Origin of the sequence: Sporocytophaga sp. (genome assembly GCF_017745095.1) — a bacterium.
GTDB lineage: Bacteria > Bacteroidota > Bacteroidia > Cytophagales > Cytophagaceae > Sporocytophaga.
This window is the reverse complement of the sequence record NZ_JAGHZZ010000033.1, coordinates 1-22112: the sequence shown is the minus strand read 5'-3', so window position 1 is coordinate 22112 and position 22112 is coordinate 1. Positions and strand designations below refer to the sequence as shown.

Genomic DNA, 22112 nt, shown 5'->3' with positions numbered 1-22112 from the left:
GACTTATTCAATTAATTCTACAAATTGTTTTTATAGCATCTCAAAGTAAGCCATCTGCGAGTATTCTTTCATCTGACTAAATGCCTTTGAACTTCTGTCTACAAATGTAAGTAACTTTTTAATTTGAGGAATATTATCCTCTAAACCTATTTCATCAGTCGAAAATGTACTCATGCGTTTTTTGTCAATTTGTTTTCAGAATCGGTCAAGTATACATCTGTTAACAACGTCCATATTTGTAAAAAAAACAGATATATGACATCTAAAATTTTAATACTAGGAGCAACTGGCGGAATAGGATACGCTGTTACCCAAAACCTTATAAACAGAGGCATACCGGTTGCCATTTTAGTCAGAAATAGAGAAAAAGCGCTTCGTCTATTTGACCACTCTTCCTTGCTTACAATACATGAAGGTGACGTACAGGATGTGGGATTACTGAACACTATTTCATATGACAAGGATTTTATATTTCATGGTGTCAACTATCCCTACACAGATTGGTTTGGTAATATCGATACTGCAACAGAAAAGATAATTCATGCTGCTTCATTGAATAATGCCAGAATTGTATATCCTGGTAGTGTCTATAATTTTGGAATAGCCAGAATCCCTATTGATGAAACAACTATACCACGTCCCAACTCTCGAAAAGGTGCCTTACGTGTGCGAATGGAAGAAATAATGGAAAGCGCTGTGCTGGATGGCAAATGTAAAGTACTTATTGTACGTCTCCCTGATTTCTGGGGCCCCAACGTTGTAAACCACGGAACAGTCCCGATCTTCGAAAACGCACTGAAGAAAAAACCGATGCACTATATAGGAAGAAAAGATGTGCGACATCAATTTGTATATACCAAAGATGCTGCAGACATTATTACCACGTTAATGCTTACTGCAGAAAAGCTTCAAACCTTTGAAGTAATAAATTATGGAGGAGAAACATTTGAAACTGCTTCTGATTTTCTATATAAAATCGCTCAGTGTGCAAATTCTCCAAAGGAGGTTAGGGTACTAAACCGTTTTGTAATCACAACTCTAGCCTTATTTATGCCAGCTATGCGGGAAGTAAAAGAGATGCTATATCTTTTTGAAAATGCCATTATTCTTGACGATAGTAAAGTAAAAGAATGGTTTCCTCATTTCACTCCTACGCCCCTCAATACGGCTATAAATGAGACATTACAATGGTTTGCCCAATACAGATTAAACAAATAAAACTAACTAATAAAATGAAAAAGTTTATAAAATACTTCGCAGTTATAATATTTCTAATACTGATTACTATTACGTCGTTAGAACTATTTTCACATTATGTTCCTGCAAAAACTATTAATAATAATGCACCCGTAAAAACAAAAAGAGGTATTATAATTCATGCCCCAGCGGAGAAAGTATGGACAGTATTTACTTCAGTTGATAAATGGCCACAATGGCAAAAAGAAATCATATCAGCTTCTCTTTCTGCACCCTTTAAACCTGGAAGCGTGATCGAATGGAAGACCAATGGTTTTTCTATTCATTCCCAACTACAGACAGTAGAGTTGAATAAAGAAATCGGCTGGGCTGGAGAAGCCTTTGGCTCCTTTGCCATTCATGTATGGAAATTCGAAGAAAAAGATGGGTACACTACTGTAACTGTGAAAGAAAGTATGGAAGGCTGGCTGGTCAATCTTATGAAAGGCTATGTTCAACCCAACCTTCATAAAGCAACTGAATACTGGTTGCATACATTAAAACAGGAATCAGAAAAATAATAAAAAAAACAAAGCCTTAAGAATATAAAAATTTCTTAAGGCTTTTATATTATTTGCTTTATAAAGATTTTCGATAAGTATTAGGAGATTGTCCCGTCCATTTTTTGAAGCTTCTCGAAAAGGCACTAGGTTCTGAAAAGCCTAATAAAAACGAAATATCGGTGGTGCTTGATTTATTATCTTTCAAGTGAGCAATAGCCAGTTCCTTTCGCACATCTTCCAGGAGTTCTCTGAAACTCGTTCCCTCTTCACTTAATTTTAATTGAACACTACGTTCCCCCACTCCCAACGAACGTGCCACCATAATTAACTTAGGCTCTTCTCCTTTCAGCAGTTTTAAAATTTCTTGCCTTACCTTGTATGACATCGTATCAGATTGCTGAATTTGAGCAAGGTATTTATCCAGATGCTTTTCAAACAATGGGAACAGAGAAGGATTGGCCAGTGGTATTGGTTTATTCAAATAAGAAGCAGGAAAGAGAATGCTATATTCCCCAGCATTGAAATAGAGATCATCTGTACCAAATACAGCTTTATAAATACTTAAATCATTGGGTTGCTTATATTCAAACTGAACCTCTGAGACCGGTAATTTTTCTCCGATAAGAGCTTCTATCAGTTTCATATAAATAGACATTTCCGATCCTAGTGCATAAGATGGCTCTACAATGTCTTCATCTAATACTTTCAGGAAAATCTTACATTGTTCCTGATATATTTCAACATCTGTTCTAACTCCGGCACAGCTTACATCCTGATACAAACAAAGCTTTTCCAGGGCCATACGCAAGGTTGCACAGTTCATAAGAAGATAAGAAACAACTCCTAGTCCATAAGGATTTATCTCCATTCCCAATTGCAGAGGAAGAGATTCCTTACCTGTTCTGTCAATAGCGAGCTTCCATAAAGATTGCATTTGCGCAGTGGGGATACGTTCATCAGGATTCTGCAACTTATTTTCTTCTAAGCCCAATACCTGGCAAAAGTCCTGTTTATTAATCCCTTTCTGTTCCAAAAAATTTAAAATTAACTGAACCGTGCCAACTGATATAGAATACTTCATAGAATGTTATTTAATATCAGTAAAATAAAGAAACAATCATTCATTTACAAAAGAGATAATTAATAGACGCGCTCCTATAAGCCACTTTTGATCAGCCCTCCTTCCAAATACAAAAATATCCATTAACTTTCTACGGCTATTTTTTAAAATTATGTATTCAATTTTTCTTTGTCTGGATTATAAGCCCAGTTATACTATTAACTTTCAGATTCTTCTTTTATTCGATTTACTTCTAGCAATATATCTTTTAATACCTCATCTCTCCATCCACTAATACCAGGCTTTACTTTAATTAATATTTGTCCTCTATTAAAGATATTAAAAACATTACCTATTGTCCCTCTTGCTCCCACCTCCTGCTGATAGGTAATTGATATCTCTTTTATATCGGCCTCAATTATTTGTCTTTTATGCAACTGTCCTATATCAAACAATATTCGCCTATTTACTGTATCTATTTTAATAGTATTCAGACTGCCAAAAAATTCAGACATAACATATATTATAAACGCCAAAGCCACTAAGAACAAACTCAATACTAAATTCTTAGATATTATAAAGATTGTAAAAAAAAGAAAAAAAATAATGGCAACTAAGGCAATTAATTTCTCTTTGATACTTGGTTTAAAAATAAGGTCAACTGATTTCATTCTTCAACTATTAAAAAAACAGATGTCGTCTTAAGTTGCTAACCTTAAAACTTCCATGGGTTAATGCCCGCTCTCTAAAAAGGCTCCTGACTGTGAAACCTAGCCTTAAAATTTTCATCATCAATCTGCCATAACTAGAACCTCCTGTTTTATCAATATGCTGGCTCTCCACTGCGGCTCACAGGATGAGGATAGCAGACGTTTCATTTATGCTATTTCTTAACTCTTGAAATAACTATCTATATTACCCATTGCACATGCTATAAATCTCGCTGATTTTTTAATAAGTAATACTTCTTAAAAACCCTTCTATCTGGTCCTTCCTGCTTAACTTAGGCTCTATAATAATTTGGGGGGTAGAAGAATCCAAGGATGCTCTTATAGTCAATTCTTCATTTGTGGTATAAAGGCCAAATTCTCTATTATTAAACCACTTATATTTTCTAATTATTCCACCATAAAACATTTCATTCTGAAATGTTTTTAATATCATCACCTTACCTATCGGATCGGAATAATTATTATAAAAGTTTACATAAATAGCGGCGAATTCTTCTGTTTTTTCAATCGAGATTGCCCCCAGATGCTTTTTGTCTTTCGAATATTTTCTTGTGTACTCTATTCTATATTCAAAATTGCATTGCAAAACTTTTAAATATGCATCTTCAAATACCTTCCTTTCCCAATTATATACATCAGCACATAAAATGGCTATTCTGTGAACAGTATCAAGAATTAATTTATTCTGTTCATATTCATTCTTCTTCAGATAATCATTTTTTTCAAATTTCGCTTTAACCATTAAAATACTTCCGAAGTATCCGATAACCGCATCTTCTTCATCCTCCAATTGAACCGAAATCCTAGAGGTTCCTTTTGGTTTATATTTATTTAAAAATTGCACATATAAGTCAGAAACTACATTTTGTCTTCCCACAAACTTTCTGGCAATTTCTCTATTACCAATTTCTTCATTTGAATGGTAGTAAAGGGTAATATCATTAAGCTTATGACTCATTGGATCTGGGACAATACTAAATCCCAAATTATCCATTTTTATTCTATGATCAAATTGTCCAGCAGACTTTCTTGAAGATTATGAACCAGCATTTACATCTGTTTATTTTCAGTAGATTATCGTTTTTTCCCTCCTTGTGTCTCACAGATTCATATTAAAAATAGCAAATAAAAACCTACCTTGACTGAATAATGCTTCCCTATAAACCTCAAGTTAAAAACTTGCTTTCTCTTGTACTTTATAATCTTTTGAATCACTTCCCTATACTTAGCATTCATAACAATTTCTTTATTGTCTTTAGCTAAACCAAAAGATACAAATCGGGTTTACCCTGTTTGTAGTTTAAACATATTTAAATACAAACAGTGATAACGATAAACATCAAATCCTTCACTAATGGACAAGAAACATCACCATCACGTACCAGAAAGCAACAAGGCCTGGGAAGTTAACGAATCAAGCCAATGCCCTTTCTCCGGAGGTTCTTTAAAGTTTACAGCTGGTAGTGGAAGATCAAATCGGGACTGGTGGCCAAGGCTGCTAAATTTAGACATTTTGCGCCAACATTCATCTCTGTCCAATCCAATGGATAAAGGATATAACTATGCGGAAGAATTTAAAAAACTTGATTTCGCTGCATTAAAACAAGATCTTTTTAACCTGATGACCGATTCCCAGGAATGGTGGCCTGCAGATTATGGACACTATGGACCATTCATTATCCGCATGGCTTGGCATAGTGCCGGAACCTACCGTATTGCCGATGGACGTGGAGGAGCAGGTTCAGGTGGTCAAAGATTTGCACCAGTTAATAGCTGGCCGGATAATGCGAATCTTGACAAGGCTCGTTTACTTCTTTGGCCTATCAAGCAAAAATATGGAAAAAGAATATCCTGGGCTGATTTGATAATTCTAGCAGGCAATTGCGCACTCGAATCTATGGGCTTTAAAACTTTTGGATTCGGTGGTGGCCGTGAAGATATATGGGAACCTGAAGATGACATCTACTGGGGTTCAGAAGGTGAATGGATGGGAAACATGGAACGTTATACTCAAGGGCAAACATTGGAACATGCACTTAGTTCAACACATATGGGTCTGATTTATGTAAATCCTGAGGGCCCCAATGGAACACCTGATCCTATTGGTGCAGCAAGGGATATACGTGAAACATTTGGCCGTATGGCTATGAACGATGAAGAAACGGTTGCATTAATTGCAGGAGGACATACTTTTGGTAAGACGCATGGCGCTGCTGACCCTGAAAAATATGTTGGCAAGGAACCTGCCGGTGCAAGCATTGAAGAACAAGGACTTGGTTGGAAAAACACGTTCGGCAAAGGTCATTCCGGCGATACCATTACCAGTGGTTTAGAAGGTGCATGGACACAAGCTCCAACCAGATGGAGCAATTATTTTTTCGAAAACCTCCTGAACTATGACTGGGAATTAACAAAAAGTCCTGCAGGGGCTCATCAGTGGAGGCCAAAGAATAATGCAGGTGCAGGCACTGTACCAGATGCACACGACCCTTCTAAGAAGCATGCTCCATTTATGCTTACAACTGATATTGCATTAAGGATTGATCCCCATTATGAAAAAATATCAAGGCGCTTTTTAGAAAATCCTGATGCATTTGCAGATGCATTTGCAAGAGCGTGGTATAAATTAACTCATCGTGATATGGGCCCTAAGGTGCGTTATCTCGGACCAGAAGTACCTAAAGAAGAACTTATATGGCAAGATCCCATTCCTGCTGTTCAACATGAGTTAATTCAAGAAGAAGACATCAATCATTTAAAAGAAAAAATTCTTAATTCGGGGCTATCCATTTCTCAAATGGTAAGTACAGCCTGGGCATCAGCTTCAACATTCCGTCAATCTGATAAACGTGGAGGAGCCAATGGAGCGCGTATTCGCTTTGCACCACAAAAAAACTGGGAAGTAAATAATCCTACAGAATTAGCCAAAGTACTTAAAACCTATGAAGGAATACAGTCTGAATTTAACAGCAAACAGTCTGTTGGAAAGAAGGTATCAATGGCTGATTTAATTGTATTGGGAGGAAGTGCAGGCATTGAGAAAGCTGCCAGAGATGCCGGTTATATTATTACTGTACCTTTTACTCCCGGAAGAAATGATGCATCACAAGAAGACACAGACCCACAATCTTTTGGACCACTTGAACCGCATGGTGATGGCTTTCGCAACTATTTAAAAAGAAATGATAATATCAGAGCCTTAGCTGAGGAAATTCTGGTAGATAAAGCACAATTACTATCATTGACTGCTCCTGAAATGACTGTTTTAATAGGTGGTATGCGTGTTCTTAACACAAACTTTGACCATTCACAGCACGGTGTCTTTACTAATCGTCCAGGAGCCCTAACCAATGATTATTTCGTTAACCTCCTTGACGCTCGAATAATGTGGGTAGCTAACTCAGACTCAAAAAATCTATTTGATGGCTATAACAGGGCTACAGGTGAACGTAAATGGACGGCAACCCGTGTGGATCTTATATTCGGTTCTAATTATGAATTACGTGTTATTGCTGAAGTCTATGCATGTAATGATGCCCATGAAAAATTCATTAAGGATTTTGTTACTGCTTGGGTAAAAGTAATGAATCTGGATCGTTTTGACTTGAAATAACCTAATTTTCAAGGCACGAGCTGTGTGCTCGTGCTTTTTTTTTCTTCCAGAATACTACTGACTCCTATGAGGACTGGCGACAGAAGTGGTTTGTAATAGTTGCCCACTTTGCAAATTTTCTTTCAATGTCAAGCAGCCATTTTAACCTTTTTTCCTGACTTACAGATTTTACGGAAGCAAGGCTAATCCAATTTACGTTTTTGTATCCCATAGCTTTAAATACACTCCTAAGCATTGCTTTTTTTATTAGATTTCCAATGAGTAGAGAATACATTATTTTGGGTTTATTCATAGTCGTAATAATTGTTACGCTTTTTAAATCTTTTAAGAGCGGAACCAATCCAAAACCCCTTGGATGATGGTCATACACAACTCCAGGACATAGAACTCTATCAATAAATCCCTTCGTCATTGCTGGCATTAAATCCCACCAAATCGGGAAAATAAAGATCAGGTGGTCTGCTTTTTCCAGGCGTTTATTATAGTCTATTACGAGTGGGTCAATGGGCTTGTGTTCTACAAAAGCTTTTAAGTCTGCCTTTGACATTACGGGATTAAATCCATCATTATCAAGGTGCATAAGGTCAACTTCGTGCTGCCCTTTTTTTAAACCATTGGATACTGCTTCCAAGATGGCATTGCAGTAACTTTTTTCGTAAGGATGGTTAAAAACTATCGCTGTTCTCATTTTTGAACTGTTTAAAATCGTATAGTACAAAAATGAGAAGTCGAAAACCTGTTCGACGATAACAATTGTAAAGAAATGAAAATTACCGTCTGTTTCGTATCCGACTTAAGGATACCGATGTAACACCCAAATATGAAGCAATGTAATGCTGTGGGACTCGTTGAATAATTTCTGGGTGTTGTTCGATTAATTCTTCGTAGCGTTTTTGGGGACTATTTTTAAGATATGAATAGAAAATCTGTTGGATTTGAAAAAGTCGTCGGAATAAATGTTCTTCCATATCCTTTCTCACTTCAGGTGAAGTGTTCACAATAGATTGAAATTCTTTTTGTGAAATCGTCTGTAAAACATAAGGTTCTAAGCTTTCAATACTATATAAACTTGGCTGATTTGTTCTAAAACTTTCAATAGAAGAAACACTGTCTCCTTCAAAGAAAAATTGTGTTGTTATTTCCTTACCATTATCGTTAACCCAAGTTCGCAAACAACCTTTCTCAATAAAATACATTGTTCTCGAAACTTCCCCTTCCTGTAAAAGTGTGGTCTTTGCAAGAATTTCTTGCCTCTTGAAATACTGGCTGAATTTATCCCAATTAATTGCCATTACGATTATCCGGATTGTACTTTGTTATTCGATATAAAGTTTCTCTCCACTTGTCCATAGAACTTGTATATGCACAGCAGTATAGTCCTTTAACTATAGATCGACAATAGTATCCTCCTATTACCCTGTCAAGAGGTGTCTCAACTTTATTGGTTTTTCCACATTTCATATCCAACAAGATCGTCTTGCGTCACTTCTTCAAAACCTATTGAAATAGGTTTCCAATTGTCAAACCCACTTCGTTCTAAAGGAACGTGTCCAATACCGAACCCACCTTCCATATTATTTATTGAACCTAAACTTAATGTCTTAATATCCACTTGGGCTGGCCGTCGGTCAAATTTATTTTTATAAATTTTCACGTGTGCCTCTTGGTCATTGATCACAAGCACTTTCACAATTCCAAATTTTCCTTCTCCGTCTTCAATTGTACAAATTGACCCCGCTTTAATTTTATCAGTTTGGTTAGCACAACTCAATGTGATAAAAGTTGTAAAAATAAATAAAAATAGTTTGGACATTTTTCTCATGGATTAATAGAATTATGTAAATGATATCGTTTGTAATAATATCTTACTTTTTCAAGAGGAAGCTTTGTTGTCAATTATAAAGTGAATGATCTCACTCCACGCCCACCAAGACATAGTTTAAGTACTGGTATATTATTTTAATTTTATCGTAATTAATAAAACCAATACAACTGGAACCAACAACATTAAAAACATGAAATAATATTTCACAAATTTTAATTTATCCTTTACCAATTTATCATCAGTCAAATGAACAGTTGCATTAATCTTTTGAAAAATAAATGGATAATCTTTAGAGTCTAAATTTTGAAGATGGTTTCTACTTACGATATTATTAAACAATATATGACCGATTCCTTTTAAAATAATTAAAGTTACTATGAGAGTTAGATAAAGTATCATTTGGGTATTTTACGTTTCTATTATAATTTAAGTTATATAATAAGCCGCCTTCTTCCCTATCCGCATCTTCACAGGAGCAAGGACAAGAGGTAGGTTTAACTACACATTTAGCAAAAATAATTTGTACACATTTTTTAATCAAATAATGTAGTCCAGTTTTTGTCGTAGTAAGCATTAAAACACATCTCAATTTGTTTGAATGTATTTTTTCCTTCTGCAAGTTTAGGGATTTCATTAATTGAAAAAAATTTTCTTTCTAATGTTTCAATATTGCTTTTAAAAGGACTATTATCTATATCACATAACACAAATACTTTGCAAATACCATAAGCATACACAGGTGTATTATGCTTGTTTCTATCTTGTATTGCAACAATTTTTAATGGAGTTGCATTGTATCCTGATTCTTCTTTAACTTCTTTTATAATATTGGTTTTTATAGATTCATTAACATCAACCCAACCACCAGGTAAAGACCATTGCCCATTATTTTCTTTTACTAATAAAATCTTGTCATCCTTAATTATAGCTGCTCGGGTATCCAATTTGGGTGTTTGAAATCCTATTTCGTTGCAAAATAAATCTTTAACAATTTCTATATTTAGAGAAGACTTTTCACTCATTATTTCTGCTGATATTTCTCTTACCCTCTGAAACCTTTCAAGATCAAATTTATCTTTTGAATATGTTAGTCCAATTTGAGCTATTGCTTGTAATTCAATTGCCCATTGAATCCACTTATTATTATCTTCCATTCAGTTGCGCTGTAGTTTGTATAATTTATTACACAGTCTGGCTGAAGCCATTGACTTCCTCCCGCAAATTTAAACAAGTTTTTAACTTGCAGACTATTATCCAATATATTCCATTTCTTCAGGCTCTATCCAATACAAAAATAGCCCCGCTTTTTATCGGGACTATTTTTGTAAATAAAGTTAACTTTTTCTCGATGTGTTATAAACCTCAAGTTAAAAGTCTGATCTCATTCGTAGGTTTATGTTCAATAAATTTAAAACCAGAGCCGACCAGACGAAAGATATAGTTTTAAAATACTCTTTTCTGACCTTCAGGTAAATCACTCAAATGAGGCATTTCTCCATTGCGATATTCTTTGTACAATTTTGAAATATCTTCCATAGTATCCGCTATAAAGGGGCCGTGTGAAACTATAGATACATTATGTGGCTGAGCTGCATACAAAACAAAATGTGTACTATCTGTAAGAGATTGGAATAAAAGTTCACCATCTCCCTTGTTATTTGTTTTGTTCAGCCAACCCGCTTGTCCTGTGTTTATTATTTTATCTCCAACCTGAACAGCTCCATTGATAACATAAACCAATCCATTGTATTCAGAGGGTAATTCCTGTACGATACTTTGATTAGCTTTCATTCTAAAATCAACCAAAGTAAGTGGAGTCTGGTTTTTCAAAGGTGAAGATAGACCATTACTGCTTCCGCTATACACACGAATTTCATAGTTTTCATTTTTTATAGTTGGGACATCTTCTAACAAGATTTTTTGCCAGAAAGGCTGCGTCTTTCTCTTTCCGGGAGGTAATGCCAACCATACTTGCAGAATATGTAAGTCTTGTTTGGAGGTAATCTCTTCGGTATGAACGATTCCCTTACCTGCAGTCATTAACTCAAAACTTCCAGTCTTCCAATCCTTTTCATTTCCTTTAAGTACCAGTGTCAGTGTTTCAAATCCCGCGTGTGGATGAGCCCCTCCAACAGGTTCTCCACCAGGCAAATTTAATTTGTCATCCATAAACAAAATGAAAGGGTCTGATTCTTGGTATGGAATTCCATTCAAAACACCAGAAGCACTATGTCCTTTTCCTAAAAATCCTTGGTGCCAGGGGTTTTGTGTTATTTTTGATATGATTCTTTGTAGCATAATATTATTGATTTTTACAATTAACAAACGTTGTTTTAGTTCGGAAAAATGAATCATAAAACAACTTGAATAAATATTGCCCTTGCTATGATTCCTGAAGTTTTATATGGGTAACAAAAGCATCACTTAAATAAGTCTTTAGCATTAGCAATAGTGTTCCTAAAATTCATTTTCTTAGAATATTACTGACTACCATTTTGGGAACTTTTATTTAGGATGAATGCTTTATATAACTTACCCAAAATGAACTGTCCACACAGACTTCATCATTCATGATGGAGGTATTTACCAGTTCATCTATCCTCTGTTTTATTTATTTTTTGTGACATAAGATTTAATATTTGATTGGATCAAATATCCAAAATAATACTATACATTTGTCATCTGTTACAAAAAGAATAGTACTTACAAAAAGGATAGCGCATGAAAAAACATACTGTTGAAAGTTGTGCAAAAGCTAAATTAGCTATAAGGGATACACTGGATGTAGTTGGAGGAAAATGGAAATTGGTATTGATTTCAGTTTTAAGAAGTGGCAAGAAAGGTTTTAATGAATTGTCAAGAGAAGCAGGAATTTCCCCACGAATTTTATCTAAAGAATTGCAGGAGCTGGAAATGAATGGATTGGTCAGTCGTAAAGTTGGCGAGACGAAACCTGTTACGGTTCAGTATGAATTGACAGATTATAGTGAAACTTTGAATGAAGTCTTAACGGCTATGGAAAAATGGGGAAATCAACACAGACAGAAGATTATTCTGGGAAATTAGACTGAATTTGTTTCTTTCTCTTTCCTCTCTTGCTACTATTATCCTATAGACAACAAAATGGCCAATAATATTTTACACACCATTTAAAAAAAAACAATCATAAATAAATAGAAAAAGATAAAATATTTCCTAATACCGCTTATCTCAGCCTCAATAATCAGCTCACCGTTATCTTCATTTACCTTTCCATTTGCGATGCCAATATTCAAATTCGTGTCAAAAAATCGCCTATTTTTCTTGAGTTTAAATCCTTTTAAATTTAATTATCCATTAAATTCATTTTTAGCAAATGAAAACACATCATTAATATCTGAAAACATCCCTAAATCACTCTTATCGGTTACTTTGGATAATTTTATACAAACTCAATTCTGTTCATTGGTAAGCTTGTCCTCAAATGATCTATAAGCTTTAATCTCTTTATAAAATCTTTCATTTTATAAGTAATTCAATATTTCAGCATTCTTATGATCTATACCTTTACCTAAGAAGTTTAAATATTTTGAAAAAGGTTACTATTTATTCACTAAGCAGGACAATGAATTGGTAATATCAAATTGAAAAATTTCATCAAACAACAAAAAAAATGTCTCACTGATATTACACTTAAATATTCGCATTCCATTTTCCGTGTTTATTAAATGCTAATCCTAATTCGATTATTAATATGGAAATTACAAAAAATAAAAGGCACCCTATTAAATCAAGTCCAATGTTAGCCATTCCTGTCCCTTCTTCTTGAAATGAATATAAAAACCTCATTGTGAATTTTGTTAAAGGAAAAGGGATTAATATTAATGAGATGATTAAGATTATTTTAATCCACCATTTCATCTTATAAATAATGGGAATAAGGATAATTGGTGAAATAATTAACCCAATCAACATTCCCACTTGTCCGTGGTCATGTAACCCATTGAAAATTTCATTAATACTGAATATCACTATAACGAATGAACTTACTATGTAAAGAATATGCTTTATGATTCTATAATCCATTAATTGTTTTTTTTTAAGATGATCTGGAAATCAAAATAGTCAGTTATTGCTGATTTCATATTGATACTATTAAAACCGTAAGTTAAAAACTCTCACTCATTTGTAGACTTATTTTTTGAAAGCTTAAGCCAGAGAACGAAAGAGACGAACTTTCCTTAATCATATTTAATATAAAGACTATATTTAAGTATGGTAGACAACTTAACCAGACTCATTAATTCAGTGAGTACGCTAATCTCTGTATCTGAAAGACTCACAATATCGATACCTTTTAACTGATTATAGAAAAGATATGTATTATCACATAACCACTCGGGCATATCATACCACCCCGTATGTAAATGATAATGTATCAAAAGTCCCTCCCACAGCCCATTATCATTCGGTTTTATTAAATTCATTATAGAATCAAAGAATCTAATCCATAATTTCAACACAACAAAAATACCACCAGAAGAATCCTTTAAAATAAAATCAATCTCTGGCTCTCCTTCATAACCCTTATAAAAATCGATTACTCCTTCCTCCATGTTTTTTTTAGTATCTTATTTGGTGACAAATTGAATAAGCTTAAGCAAGTGCAAGGCTTAATATAAAATCTTCTTTTATCATTTAACCTTATCCATATCACTAATTGGTCGCAATATAAACGCAGTAGATGCAACGGTAATTTTTTATTGGCCAGACTCACTTTTTTGTATTAAACTGGAATTGGCTTTTGGTTTTGTGAATGATTTTAATGCATTAAGAATTATCAGATAAGAGACTACAATTGAAATGAACCATATAATAGAATACAAAATTCGAAAACCAAGTCCTTCAAGCATGTCACCAGGAATGTTTCTATATTCAGGAGCTATATACCAATACCATTGAAAGAATAAGATCATTTCTGCCGATAAGTAACCAGCTATAGAAGTCCCAGTCAATTTTAAGAAAATCCATATAAACTTTTGAGTGCTTATCGACTTTTTAAATAAAAATGAACATAACCCGGTCATAAGGAACAAAGGAAGCAATTCTAAAAATAACCCAGTTACATGATATTTATAAGAGTCGACAAAAGTCTCTAACATATACGGGATTATAGCAAATATTATATATACCCAGAACAATCTCATTTTATTTATTGTGTTTAATTACCTCTAAAATTAAGTGTCGTTTTAGGTATGACTTTAAAGGACATCACTACCCAAACAACAAATTGCACCATTATAATCTTACCTCTGTTGACTAATTCACCAACCCATATGGGTAGATAGTGTATTTTCCATCCACTAATTTTTGATATTTCTTACTTAAATCATTTAATTTTAAATCCTCAGATATAGCCACCATATAATTATATAAAATATACTTGTGAATAGAACTAACACTATTTAAATTTAACTCTGCATCAATCTTTATAACTTTTTGTCGAGCAAACTCATTGATGTTATTATTATATTTTACAAAATAATTATCACTCATAATGTTGGAATCTAGAATGAGCTTTAATTCTACAATAGAACGAATTAAGAAGTTATCAGGTAAGCTTTCATAAAATCTTTCTAAATCTTCGATCGCTCCCCCCCATTTAGGCTGTATCAGCTCAGCATAATGAATATAAGGCCAAATAAAATCGGGATGTTTTTTAGTCACGGTATCAAAAAAATAAGAAGCTATTGAATTATCACCTAAACTCATATATAACCTAATATTTCTTGATTCTAACTCGGGTCTATAAAACGAATCTGCTGAAATTGATTCAAAAGTTTTTTCACATAAATCAAGATAATCATAAAAACCTTCTGCATCTTTTTGCGAAACATCTTTAGCAAGCTTGTGACTTCTGGTTATCCAAGCCAGATGCAAATAGAAAACACCTAAAGTAAGTTTGGATATATCACTATTTTCAGATTCATCCCATTTTAATAATTCATCTTCATTAAGAGATAGAGACAAATGATCAATAATTTGTGTAATATCATTTAAACTTTGATTTTGTATTTTTTTTTCTGCTTCACTATAAGCTTTATTTTTTATTAACTTTTGAACTTCCTCTGCAGCTATCAGGCCCAATGAATACTGTCTTCGATATCCTTTTTTCTTCTTAAAAAAATATCTCAGTCCAATTATTATTGAAATTATAATACCCCAAGTAATTAATGCTTCTCCCATTTTATTTATAATGTTTGCTAATCTACCCGCAAATGTAAACAAGTTTTTAACTTGCAGGCTACTTTCCAATAAACTCTATTTCCCCCTTGCCATTTTTATCGGCTTATTTTTCAGAATATGTATCTATTTTCTTCTTTTTCTGCATTACAAATTCCAAGTTAAAAACATGGTATCAAATTCAATCCAAAAGGAGGAATATTGATCATTATCAGTATAATTATTATTTTTACCTTTATGAAACACTTGATAACCTTTTTCTCTTTAAACCTGATTTTTTTATTTCCTTTAGTTGGACAGGTTTCGATTAAGCAACATGCTGCTTATTTTCCAAATACTTTTAAAGTGGGGTTTAACACCTCTCCTAATGAACCTGAAGATATAGCAGCAGCTGATATAAATAATGACAGCAAACAGGATCTCATTTATGTATCGGATAAAAAATACTCAGTATTAATAGCTACTGATCATGGAGTTTTTAATCCTCCGGTTGTAACAACTGTTTATTCCGATCTTTCATACGATGGTCTCGGCGGCATAGAAACAGGAGATTTTAATGGTGACAACTACCCTGATCTGATGATGCTTCAATACAGTGGCTCAGCTGGCCTCTCGGTATGGTTAAACAATAAGTCTGGAGCATTCACCAAAACCAGTGGGTTATATTTAGGATCTATTAATGATAAATTTCGATTAGCAGATTTTAATAAGGACAATATAATCGATGTTGCGGTTTCTATTAATGAAGGTAGTTCCAGTTACCTTAACATTTATGCTGGAGATGGAGCAGGAAACTTTTCTTTGGCCCATTCTATAAAAGGCGGCAATGGACACATTCACACAGGTGATTTAAATAATGATGCTATTCCGGATATAATTCTTGCACAGGGAATGAAACAAATAAGTGTTTATTTGTCTGAAGGTATTTATAACTATCAAAAGTCCGATCTAAACACAACTCAGTCTGTCTATTATGTTACTTCAGGAGATTTTAATGGTGATGGTAACCAAGACATAGCTGGCAGTGACATTATTGTCGGATTTGTTTTATTTAAAGGAAATGGCCAGGGACAATTTCAAACCCCATTGGAATATACCCGAGGGAGCGCAGGAACAACGCTTAAAAAGATCAATTTAGATGGCGATAATGTTGATGAGGTAATTTCAATTCAAAACCAGGAAGTAACCATTTGTAAATTCAGCCCTGCATTGGATGTTGTCTCCTATCAGCTGTCTACGACCAATCTTAATAATATTGAAATTCAGGATATCAATAATGACAAAATACAAGATATTATTACTGCACCTTCCCTGGAGAACCTCAGTTCAATTATTACAGGGAATTCCAATGGTACTCTAAACGCTCCATATGCCTACCCGGGATTTAGAAATATAGCTTTTGGTGATGGAAATATGGATGGAAATAAAGACATTCTGGTTCAGGAAGCTTTTGGCTATTATGATAGTTATCTTGCCTGGTACACAATAGATCAAAACGATATTGCAAGACTTCAGAATAAAATATTATATAAGAATCTTTCTGCAATTCATGTCGGTGATTTAAATGCAGATGGAAATGATGATGTGATTGCATATGCATCTGATACTTTAAAATTTGCATTAGCAGCTCCAAATTTCAACTTCTCTTCTTTTTCCAAATTAGATACACTAAAAGGAATGATCAGACAAATGGTTTGTGAAGACATTACAGGTGATGGCAGGCCAGACTTGATGATATCTTATGAATCAAAATATAGAGACTTTCTCAGAATCTATAAATCACAAGCCAATGGTACATTCATTGCCTCTCCTTTGATAACAGATGTTACAAACATGGAATTAGCAGATTTTAATGGTGATGGTTTTATGGATGCTGTTTTTTCTCTAAGTGATCAAGATAAATTCAGATTAGAATTAAATGACAGACATGGAAATTTTATTGCAACAGACAGTATTAATAATATACAAGATAATTTTTCCATTGGAGATTTTGACAGGAATGGTGTTCCCGATCTGGTAATAAAAAATGGTTTGTTTAGGATGCGAGTCTACTATTGGAATGGCACTAAGCTTGTTGAACAACCTTCAAATATTTACAGTGCTTTTGATGAAGTAATCACTAATGGCACTGGAGACTTTGACAATGATGGAGATGATGATCTTATCACCAATTGGAGCAATGAAAACAATAACATAGGAACAACCAAAATACATTCTTTATCAGAAGATCTTTACAATGAAGCATTTTCTTTTCAGACGGACTGGTATGCTCCCGGGAAGACTTTTGACCTGAATAATGATGGAAGGATTGATTTAATACAAGAGGATAACAGCGGTGTGATTTTTTATTTCAACAATTCACAGATAGTCAACCTCCCAATAATTAAAGATTTTTTACCCAAAACAGCCCGTGCAGGAGAGAAAATAACCGTTAGTGGGATTAACTTCTCTGATGTTACCAATCTTTCTGTAGGATCGAAGAATATTGATTTTACTATTAAGGATAAAAACACGATAGAATTTATAGTTCCTATCGGTCTTGCTTCCGGAAAGCTAACAACTACCAATAGCTTTGGTGAAGATCAGACACCATATCTATTATCTCTTTCCGCAATAACATCTTTGAATAAGCCGCAACATGAAGCAATTAGAATATATCCTAATCCTTCAGAAATATGATCAATATTATGGGTCTTAAACAGAATGAAGAGATTATAATTTATAATATTCTGGGAGTAGAGTGTAAAAAATCATTACTCATAAGTCTGAAGTGGAAATAAATATTGAAGATCTTAAAAATGGCACATATAGCATTCGTACTTCTGGAGGTATGACCGGTAAGTTTTCCGTAATGAGGAAATAATCTTAACCTTCTCTGATTGAAGTCTATTGACTTTAACCCAAAAATGAGAGTAAGTTTTTTAACTGGTGAGACATAATCTATAAACTTTATTTCATCAGCCTTCTCCTCCAAATATAAAAATAGCCCCGCTTTTTAGCGGGGCTATTTTTCAAAATATTATTGCACAATTTTCTCGACAATTCATTACTCCTATTACTGCAAAGTAAATCTTCCAACTCTACAAATACTGATTACTCCTAATTCTTTTGTAAACATTAGCATCCAAACGCGATGTACTTTATATAATATCTAACCTTATTACTCCATCACAAATTACCTGTTACAAAGGCCGATAGCTGGCTCCTTATGTCCTTTCTTCTCTCGGCAGAGGCCCAAGCTTTGATTTCTTATTCATAATCATGTACCAAAGGATTTTGAGCACTAAACCCAAACCACTCTTGTTCCTCATATATTCCAGGTCTGTTGCTTTTACGTCTATATAGTCTTGAGCATCTGCCATTAGTCCTGTTTTGCTTCCTGGTATAATGGTGCCTTGCAAAAGGTGAGTTCTCCGTTCTACAATGAGATTGAAGAAAGGCTTTGGGCTGTTAAAAAAAGTACGAATCAATTCAGGAGTGATATGCTTCACTCCACTATTGTCAATGTGACCACACAAGGCAACAAAAGATTGCCATTGAATATGTCCTCTGAATCGAGATTGATTTCTTTTAATGAACCCCTTAGTTTCCCGAAGGCCATTCCATGCTAAATAAGGCTCCGCCTTTTGTGTATTAACAAATGCAGCCAACACATCATGTGTTAATCGGTTGTCTTTAATTCCAAATTCTGTGCTGATATGCTGAAGCCTTTGGATAAACATTTCCATTCTGACTGGGTCAACTCCTTTTGTTGCATGAAATACCCTGCTCGAATTCGCACCTTGTCCCCAACCCTTTACACAATTTGCGATATCTGTCTCGTTCTTTTCAGAGGCAGTTTGCTCTTGAATCCCCGTTCGCGCCAGAAAACTTACGAGTTTCATCCATATGTTGTTTTTGAACCCCAGGCCCTCCGAGCCAAAAAGTCTATCGGATGTTGACTTGGTGACAATAGTTTTTTCATTACCGAATGGCCAGATGTGCCGTTCAATACCAGGTTTAAGATCAGCTTGATCTTGCCACTGTGATTTGTTTTGTTGGGGATTAGTCATAAGTAAAAAAGTCAGTATTTATTTGATAATTAATCAGGGTATAAAAGTCAGATACACTTAAGCCAGAGATGGTTGTTCACCTTTCGTTAAACCATTCACCTTTATCTATCACTTTTTGAAGGTGTTCTAACGAAACATCCGGATTTAAATATTTTCTGCCATTTTTAAAAATTAAATTCTTAGTCCAATTTAGTGGTCTAGGCACAAAATCAGGTCTTCCATCAATGTAAAGATCAAAGCAAAAATTCTCAATATTTTTTATTTCAAATTCAGTAAAAAATGCCTCAATGAATGTTATAGAGTCTAATCCATGATAACCTATATCTTCGGTAAGTTTCAATTGTGGTTTTATCTCATCTCTTTTAAGTTGAGTATTATGAATTATAAAATCTGTAAGTTTAGTATCAAGTTTCATTATTTTAAAAACTTGCTCATTTGTGGGCATAAGTTAGTTAACCTTAAGCAAGAGTAGGATTATAAATTTTACTGAAAGTAATGTTCATTCACCGGTCCACAAATCAGTCTCAGTGTCATTAAAGTAAATAATAAATACTTTATTGTCTTCAATGCTTACTCCTTTTAATTTTTTATCTCGAAGAAAGTCAAATGTAAAAGTTTCTTTATCAAAGTCCGTTTTAGTTATTAAGTCCTTAAATTTTTTTATTGTTTCGTCCGAAGTTCGATTACAATACTTTATCCAGTCTTCTCCAACTTGTCTTTCACTTGGGTCATACGACAACCAGTATAATTCACATGTCCCGTCAGGGAAAACATACTGGACTTGTCCACCGACAATTCCCATTTTTAATTTTCTCGCTGCCTCAATTGTCTCTATAAAGTCAGTCTGACGCCAACCAAACTCGTTTCCGCTCCTAATGGCTTTGTTAAGAATTGTCTCAGGTAGCCGTCTTTCTTCTTTATTAGTTGTTATCATTGTCCCGAAGCATTATCTTACTTTACATTCGATTTGACACAACCTAGTCCGGCCCAAAATTCAGCAGGATATTTTAACTTGATTGGAGTAGTTTCTTTACTATCCAACGAGACCGATTCCATCTTCAGGTTTAATTCATAGACAGAGTCAAGTCTTGTGTAATCAACATTGCTAATCATTGAGGAATCCATAGAAGAAAGAAATTTCAACTCTGATAAAGAATCCGGATAGTGTCCATATCTCAATCTATGTAATTCTATCTGAGCAATGGCTTTTTTAAATTCCATATCAGCAACCATCTGTTGAGCGTCAGACAGCCCCTCTGACATTTCTTTTTTGACATTATCTGGGATGCAGGCTGTAACTAAACAAATGAGTGTTAAGATTAATGTATTTTTCATGTAGATTATAATTGTTAGTATTTGCTAGAATATGTATTTGATTTTATTTCTGTTTGTCTAATTCTTCTTTTAGCTTTTGCACACTAACACCTCCAACAGCAATATCTTCGTCAGGTTTTTCATTAATTGTTATAAAAAACAAATGCTTTGGTATTCCTGTAATCTCCACAGAAATGTCTGTAAGCTGTGTTATAAGTTTGTCTTTTACTTCTCTTGTTAGTTTTCCTGCTGTAAATTCGATTATTGGCTTATCTCAGAATGTTATTTTATTATTAGTCTATTTTTTGGGCATAAGCTATATAAACGTAAGCGAGAGCGAGAATTTAAAGGTTTTCACTTTCTATCAGCATATCAGCAAGACATATTTTGGACGCTGTTAGGTTGCGCTTATATTCCTTCTATTGATTCAAAAACTCCTGTATCAATTTCAATTTTATCCAAGCTGAACTTAATTAAATCCCCAGTCAATTTTGCCTTAGCTTTGCGGTTTTCTGGAAATTTCAATCTATGTATATTTTTATCTTTTAATTTAATTTCAAGTTTACAAGAGTATCTTTTTTCAATAAAAATAAATTTTCTATTTCGGATTGTTTTATTTTTAAACTGGAATCTTTCGAAAAAATAGTTATTTCATCCACTCCAATATCAATCACTCCTTTTTTACTAAAATCAACTAAAAAAATCATCATGCCCAAAGCACCTATTACTCCTCCCCCAAAAATTACTTTTAAAAATATTATCGACACCAATTCTTGATAATAAAAAGCTTTCAATTCTCCAGGCATTTCTTTAACGGGTAAATTCACAATCATCAATAATAACAATGCAATTCCTCCAATAATCATTAAAATTTTGCCTGTTTTTTTAAGGGATTTATTTTTGTATATAATGTTTATTTTATGTTTCATTTAAAATGCCATCTAACGGTTAATATTGTTGCATTTGCAGGTTTTAATGTACTTCACTATCCATTGAGATGAGTGATTACTCCTTATTCTCTTCTCGAACACTCGCGTACCATGCCAAAGAGCCTTATATTAAATTGACTTTTATTATCTGATATTTTCAATCTATCACAAATTGCACGAATTATAAACGTGCACTAGCTGGGTAACATTTATCTTCCTGATAGTAGATTTCTGTAATCTTTCGAAACTGGACATTCTTTTTATTCTGTTTTATAATTTCAGATTCGTCATTGTTAAAAATCAAATTTAATACCTTTGTGAAAAACGATTTTCTATATCATACTCAAAAATACTTCTTAAATCATAGGGAGCTCACTTTTCCAAATCTATATGCTTTTCATTTTTTTGTGGAAATCTTATAAAGTGACCATCATCCAAAACCATAAAACTATCTGATTTCTCTAAAGGAATACCTCCTTGGTATTCAAATTCGCTTACCGTAGATATTAAGTCAACGATTTTCTTTCCTATCAAATCTTTTATTTCCATATTTTGCTCATATTTGAAGGCTTAAGTTAAATAAACTTAAGCAAGAGACTGTGTCTCGTCCTGAAATAGGTTTACAGG

General features: G+C 33.8%; 26 protein-coding genes. 5 read left to right on the top strand and 21 right to left on the bottom strand.

Annotated features, from left to right (window positions below):
- Nucleotides 1-30: 30 nt before the first annotated feature.
- A complete protein-coding gene (locus J7604_RS25045) occupies nt 31-174 on the bottom strand; it encodes a hypothetical protein (protein WP_293902643.1) in 144 nt (47 codons plus the stop codon).
- 81 nt (nt 175-255) lie between these two features.
- On the opposite strand from J7604_RS25045, the gene J7604_RS25040 reads away from it, so the two are divergent.
- Together J7604_RS25040 and J7604_RS25035 are read left to right on the top strand one after the other, a co-directional pair.
- Nucleotides 256-1218 carry an NAD-dependent epimerase/dehydratase family protein gene (locus J7604_RS25040; protein ID WP_293902640.1) on the top strand — a complete coding sequence of 321 codons (963 nt, stop codon included), beginning with the start codon at nt 256-258 and terminating at the stop codon, nt 1216-1218.
- A 14-nt stretch (nt 1219-1232) separates the two neighbouring features.
- A complete protein-coding gene (locus tag J7604_RS25035; protein ID WP_293902637.1) occupies nt 1233-1757 on the top strand; it encodes an SRPBCC family protein in 525 nt (174 codons plus the stop codon).
- A 58-nt stretch (nt 1758-1815) separates the two neighbouring features.
- Here J7604_RS25035 and J7604_RS25030 read toward each other — a convergent pair whose 3' ends face one another.
- From J7604_RS25030 to J7604_RS25020, 3 genes are all read right to left on the bottom strand, one after another.
- Nucleotides 1816-2820: an AraC family transcriptional regulator gene (locus J7604_RS25030; RefSeq protein WP_293902634.1), complete on the bottom strand. Its 1005-nt coding sequence runs from the start codon at nt 2818-2820 to the stop codon at nt 1816-1818.
- Between the two features lie 197 nt (nt 2821-3017).
- Entirely contained in the window at nt 3018-3470 is a 453-nt protein-coding gene (locus tag J7604_RS25025; RefSeq protein ID WP_293902631.1) for a hypothetical protein, read from the bottom strand.
- Nucleotides 3471-3750: 280 nt separating this feature from the next.
- Nucleotides 3751-4524, bottom strand: a complete 774-nt coding sequence (locus J7604_RS25020) for a hypothetical protein (RefSeq protein ID WP_293902628.1) — start codon at nt 4522-4524, stop codon at nt 3751-3753.
- A gap of 360 nt (nt 4525-4884) precedes the next feature.
- Here J7604_RS25020 and katG point away from each other — a divergent pair, with 360 nt between their 5' ends.
- Entirely contained in the window at nt 4885-7143 is a 2259-nt protein-coding gene (gene katG / locus J7604_RS25015) for a catalase/peroxidase HPI (RefSeq protein WP_293902625.1), read from the top strand.
- A gap of 64 nt (nt 7144-7207) precedes the next feature.
- Here katG and J7604_RS25010 read toward each other — a convergent pair whose 3' ends face one another.
- From J7604_RS25010 to J7604_RS24985, 6 genes are all read right to left on the bottom strand, one after another.
- The gene (locus J7604_RS25010) at nt 7208-7831 is read right to left on the bottom strand and encodes an NAD(P)H-dependent oxidoreductase (RefSeq protein ID WP_293902622.1); all 624 of its coding nucleotides are present in this window, start codon (nt 7829-7831) and stop codon (nt 7208-7210) included.
- 82 nt (nt 7832-7913) lie between these two features.
- Entirely contained in the window at nt 7914-8435 is a 522-nt protein-coding gene (locus J7604_RS25005) for a Crp/Fnr family transcriptional regulator (protein ID WP_293902619.1), read from the bottom strand.
- Nucleotides 8425-8604, bottom strand: coding sequence for a hypothetical protein (locus J7604_RS25000; protein ID WP_293902616.1), 180 nt, complete (start codon nt 8602-8604; stop codon nt 8425-8427). The genes J7604_RS25005 and J7604_RS25000 overlap by 11 nt, the downstream gene beginning before the upstream one ends.
- Nucleotides 8582-8956 (bottom strand): hypothetical protein, encoded by a 375-nt coding sequence (locus J7604_RS24995; RefSeq protein WP_293902613.1) that lies wholly within the window; start codon nt 8954-8956, stop codon nt 8582-8584. The genes J7604_RS25000 and J7604_RS24995 overlap by 23 nt, the downstream gene beginning before the upstream one ends.
- 545 nt (nt 8957-9501) lie before the next feature.
- Nucleotides 9502-10122: an NUDIX hydrolase gene (locus J7604_RS24990; RefSeq protein WP_293902610.1), complete on the bottom strand. Its 621-nt coding sequence runs from the start codon at nt 10120-10122 to the stop codon at nt 9502-9504.
- 289 nt (nt 10123-10411) lie between these two features.
- On the bottom strand, nt 10412-11266 hold the full coding sequence (locus tag J7604_RS24985; protein ID WP_293902607.1) for a pirin-like C-terminal cupin domain-containing protein: 855 nt from the start codon (nt 11264-11266) through the stop codon (nt 10412-10414).
- Between the two features lie 423 nt (nt 11267-11689).
- Here J7604_RS24985 and J7604_RS24980 point away from each other — a divergent pair, with 423 nt between their 5' ends.
- Nucleotides 11690-12034 carry a helix-turn-helix domain-containing protein gene (locus J7604_RS24980; protein WP_293902604.1) on the top strand — a complete coding sequence of 115 codons (345 nt, stop codon included), beginning with the start codon at nt 11690-11692 and terminating at the stop codon, nt 12032-12034.
- Nucleotides 12035-12640: 606 nt separating this feature from the next.
- Here J7604_RS24980 and J7604_RS24975 read toward each other — a convergent pair.
- The 4 genes from J7604_RS24975 to J7604_RS24960 all read right to left on the bottom strand — a co-directional run bounded on the left by J7604_RS24975 (nt 12641) and on the right by J7604_RS24960 (nt 15193).
- Nucleotides 12641-13033 carry a hypothetical protein gene (locus tag J7604_RS24975; protein ID WP_293902601.1) on the bottom strand — a complete coding sequence of 131 codons (393 nt, stop codon included), beginning with the start codon at nt 13031-13033 and terminating at the stop codon, nt 12641-12643.
- A gap of 155 nt (nt 13034-13188) precedes the next feature.
- Nucleotides 13189-13563 carry a hypothetical protein gene (locus J7604_RS24970; RefSeq protein WP_293902598.1) on the bottom strand — a complete coding sequence of 125 codons (375 nt, stop codon included), beginning with the start codon at nt 13561-13563 and terminating at the stop codon, nt 13189-13191.
- A gap of 144 nt (nt 13564-13707) precedes the next feature.
- Nucleotides 13708-14109 carry a hypothetical protein gene (locus tag J7604_RS24965; RefSeq protein ID WP_293902595.1) on the bottom strand — a complete coding sequence of 134 codons (402 nt, stop codon included), beginning with the start codon at nt 14107-14109 and terminating at the stop codon, nt 13708-13710.
- A gap of 157 nt (nt 14110-14266) precedes the next feature.
- Entirely contained in the window at nt 14267-15193 is a 927-nt protein-coding gene (locus J7604_RS24960) for a hypothetical protein (RefSeq protein WP_293902592.1), read from the bottom strand.
- Nucleotides 15194-15427: 234 nt separating this feature from the next.
- On the opposite strand from J7604_RS24960, the gene J7604_RS24955 reads away from it, so the two are divergent.
- On the top strand, nt 15428-17869 hold the full coding sequence (locus J7604_RS24955; protein ID WP_293902589.1) for a VCBS repeat-containing protein: 2442 nt from the start codon (nt 15428-15430) through the stop codon (nt 17867-17869).
- Nucleotides 17870-18396: 527 nt separating this feature from the next.
- Here the strand turns inward: J7604_RS24955 and J7604_RS24950 are convergent.
- The 7 genes from J7604_RS24950 to J7604_RS24925 form a co-directional block, all read right to left on the bottom strand.
- Nucleotides 18397-19242: a hypothetical protein gene (locus tag J7604_RS24950; protein WP_293902586.1), complete on the bottom strand. Its 846-nt coding sequence runs from the start codon at nt 19240-19242 to the stop codon at nt 18397-18399.
- A 76-nt stretch (nt 19243-19318) separates the two neighbouring features.
- On the bottom strand, nt 19319-19657 hold the full coding sequence (locus J7604_RS24945) for a DUF1493 family protein (RefSeq protein WP_293902583.1): 339 nt from the start codon (nt 19655-19657) through the stop codon (nt 19319-19321).
- An 84-nt stretch (nt 19658-19741) separates the two neighbouring features.
- Nucleotides 19742-20176 (bottom strand): hypothetical protein, encoded by a 435-nt coding sequence (locus tag J7604_RS24940; protein ID WP_293902580.1) that lies wholly within the window; start codon nt 20174-20176, stop codon nt 19742-19744.
- Between the two features lie 17 nt (nt 20177-20193).
- The gene (locus tag J7604_RS24935; RefSeq protein ID WP_293902577.1) at nt 20194-20577 is read right to left on the bottom strand and encodes a hypothetical protein; all 384 of its coding nucleotides are present in this window, start codon (nt 20575-20577) and stop codon (nt 20194-20196) included.
- A gap of 43 nt (nt 20578-20620) precedes the next feature.
- Nucleotides 20621-20818 (bottom strand): 4-oxalocrotonate tautomerase family protein, encoded by a 198-nt coding sequence (locus J7604_RS27130; RefSeq protein ID WP_367113612.1) that lies wholly within the window; start codon nt 20816-20818, stop codon nt 20621-20623.
- A 283-nt stretch (nt 20819-21101) separates the two neighbouring features.
- Nucleotides 21102-21485 (bottom strand): hypothetical protein, encoded by a 384-nt coding sequence (locus J7604_RS24930; RefSeq protein WP_293902574.1) that lies wholly within the window; start codon nt 21483-21485, stop codon nt 21102-21104.
- 372 nt (nt 21486-21857) lie between these two features.
- The gene (locus tag J7604_RS24925) at nt 21858-22034 is read right to left on the bottom strand and encodes a hypothetical protein (protein WP_293902571.1); all 177 of its coding nucleotides are present in this window, start codon (nt 22032-22034) and stop codon (nt 21858-21860) included.
- Between the last annotated feature and the right edge of the window lie 78 nt (nt 22035-22112).

Coding starts and splice junctions, on each gene's coding strand:
- J7604_RS25045 (WP_293902643.1), bottom strand. CDS start 174: ATGAGTACATTTTCGACTGATGAAATAGGTTTAGAGGATAATATTCCT.
- J7604_RS25040 (WP_293902640.1), top strand. CDS start 256: ATGACATCTAAAATTTTAATACTAGGAGCAACTGGCGGAATAGGATAC.
- J7604_RS25035 (WP_293902637.1), top strand. CDS start 1,233: ATGAAAAAGTTTATAAAATACTTCGCAGTTATAATATTTCTAATACTG.
- J7604_RS25030 (WP_293902634.1), bottom strand. CDS start 2,820: ATGAAGTATTCTATATCAGTTGGCACGGTTCAGTTAATTTTAAATTTT.
- J7604_RS25025 (WP_293902631.1), bottom strand. CDS start 3,470: ATGAAATCAGTTGACCTTATTTTTAAACCAAGTATCAAAGAGAAATTA.
- J7604_RS25020 (WP_293902628.1), bottom strand. CDS start 4,524: ATGGATAATTTGGGATTTAGTATTGTCCCAGATCCAATGAGTCATAAG.
- katG (WP_293902625.1), top strand. CDS start 4,885: ATGGACAAGAAACATCACCATCACGTACCAGAAAGCAACAAGGCCTGG.
- J7604_RS25010 (WP_293902622.1), bottom strand. CDS start 7,831: ATGAGAACAGCGATAGTTTTTAACCATCCTTACGAAAAAAGTTACTGC.
- J7604_RS25005 (WP_293902619.1), bottom strand. CDS start 8,435: ATGGCAATTAATTGGGATAAATTCAGCCAGTATTTCAAGAGGCAAGAA.
- J7604_RS25000 (WP_293902616.1), bottom strand. CDS start 8,604: ATGAAATGTGGAAAAACCAATAAAGTTGAGACACCTCTTGACAGGGTA.
- J7604_RS24995 (WP_293902613.1), bottom strand. CDS start 8,956: ATGTCCAAACTATTTTTATTTATTTTTACAACTTTTATCACATTGAGT.
- J7604_RS24990 (WP_293902610.1), bottom strand. CDS start 10,122: ATGGAAGATAATAATAAGTGGATTCAATGGGCAATTGAATTACAAGCA.
- J7604_RS24985 (WP_293902607.1), bottom strand. CDS start 11,266: ATGCTACAAAGAATCATATCAAAAATAACACAAAACCCCTGGCACCAA.
- J7604_RS24980 (WP_293902604.1), top strand. CDS start 11,690: ATGAAAAAACATACTGTTGAAAGTTGTGCAAAAGCTAAATTAGCTATA.
- J7604_RS24975 (WP_293902601.1), bottom strand. CDS start 13,033: ATGGATTATAGAATCATAAAGCATATTCTTTACATAGTAAGTTCATTC.
- J7604_RS24970 (WP_293902598.1), bottom strand. CDS start 13,563: ATGGAGGAAGGAGTAATCGATTTTTATAAGGGTTATGAAGGAGAGCCA.
- J7604_RS24965 (WP_293902595.1), bottom strand. CDS start 14,109: ATGTTAGAGACTTTTGTCGACTCTTATAAATATCATGTAACTGGGTTA.
- J7604_RS24960 (WP_293902592.1), bottom strand. CDS start 15,193: ATGGGAGAAGCATTAATTACTTGGGGTATTATAATTTCAATAATAATT.
- J7604_RS24955 (WP_293902589.1), top strand. CDS start 15,428: ATGAAACACTTGATAACCTTTTTCTCTTTAAACCTGATTTTTTTATTT.
- J7604_RS24950 (WP_293902586.1), bottom strand. CDS start 19,242: ATGACTAATCCCCAACAAAACAAATCACAGTGGCAAGATCAAGCTGAT.
- J7604_RS24945 (WP_293902583.1), bottom strand. CDS start 19,657: ATGAAACTTGATACTAAACTTACAGATTTTATAATTCATAATACTCAA.
- J7604_RS24940 (WP_293902580.1), bottom strand. CDS start 20,176: ATGATAACAACTAATAAAGAAGAAAGACGGCTACCTGAGACAATTCTT.
- J7604_RS24935 (WP_293902577.1), bottom strand. CDS start 20,577: ATGAAAAATACATTAATCTTAACACTCATTTGTTTAGTTACAGCCTGC.
- J7604_RS24930 (WP_293902574.1), bottom strand. CDS start 21,485: ATGAAACATAAAATAAACATTATATACAAAAATAAATCCCTTAAAAAA.
- J7604_RS24925 (WP_293902571.1), bottom strand. CDS start 22,034: ATGGAAATAAAAGATTTGATAGGAAAGAAAATCGTTGACTTAATATCT.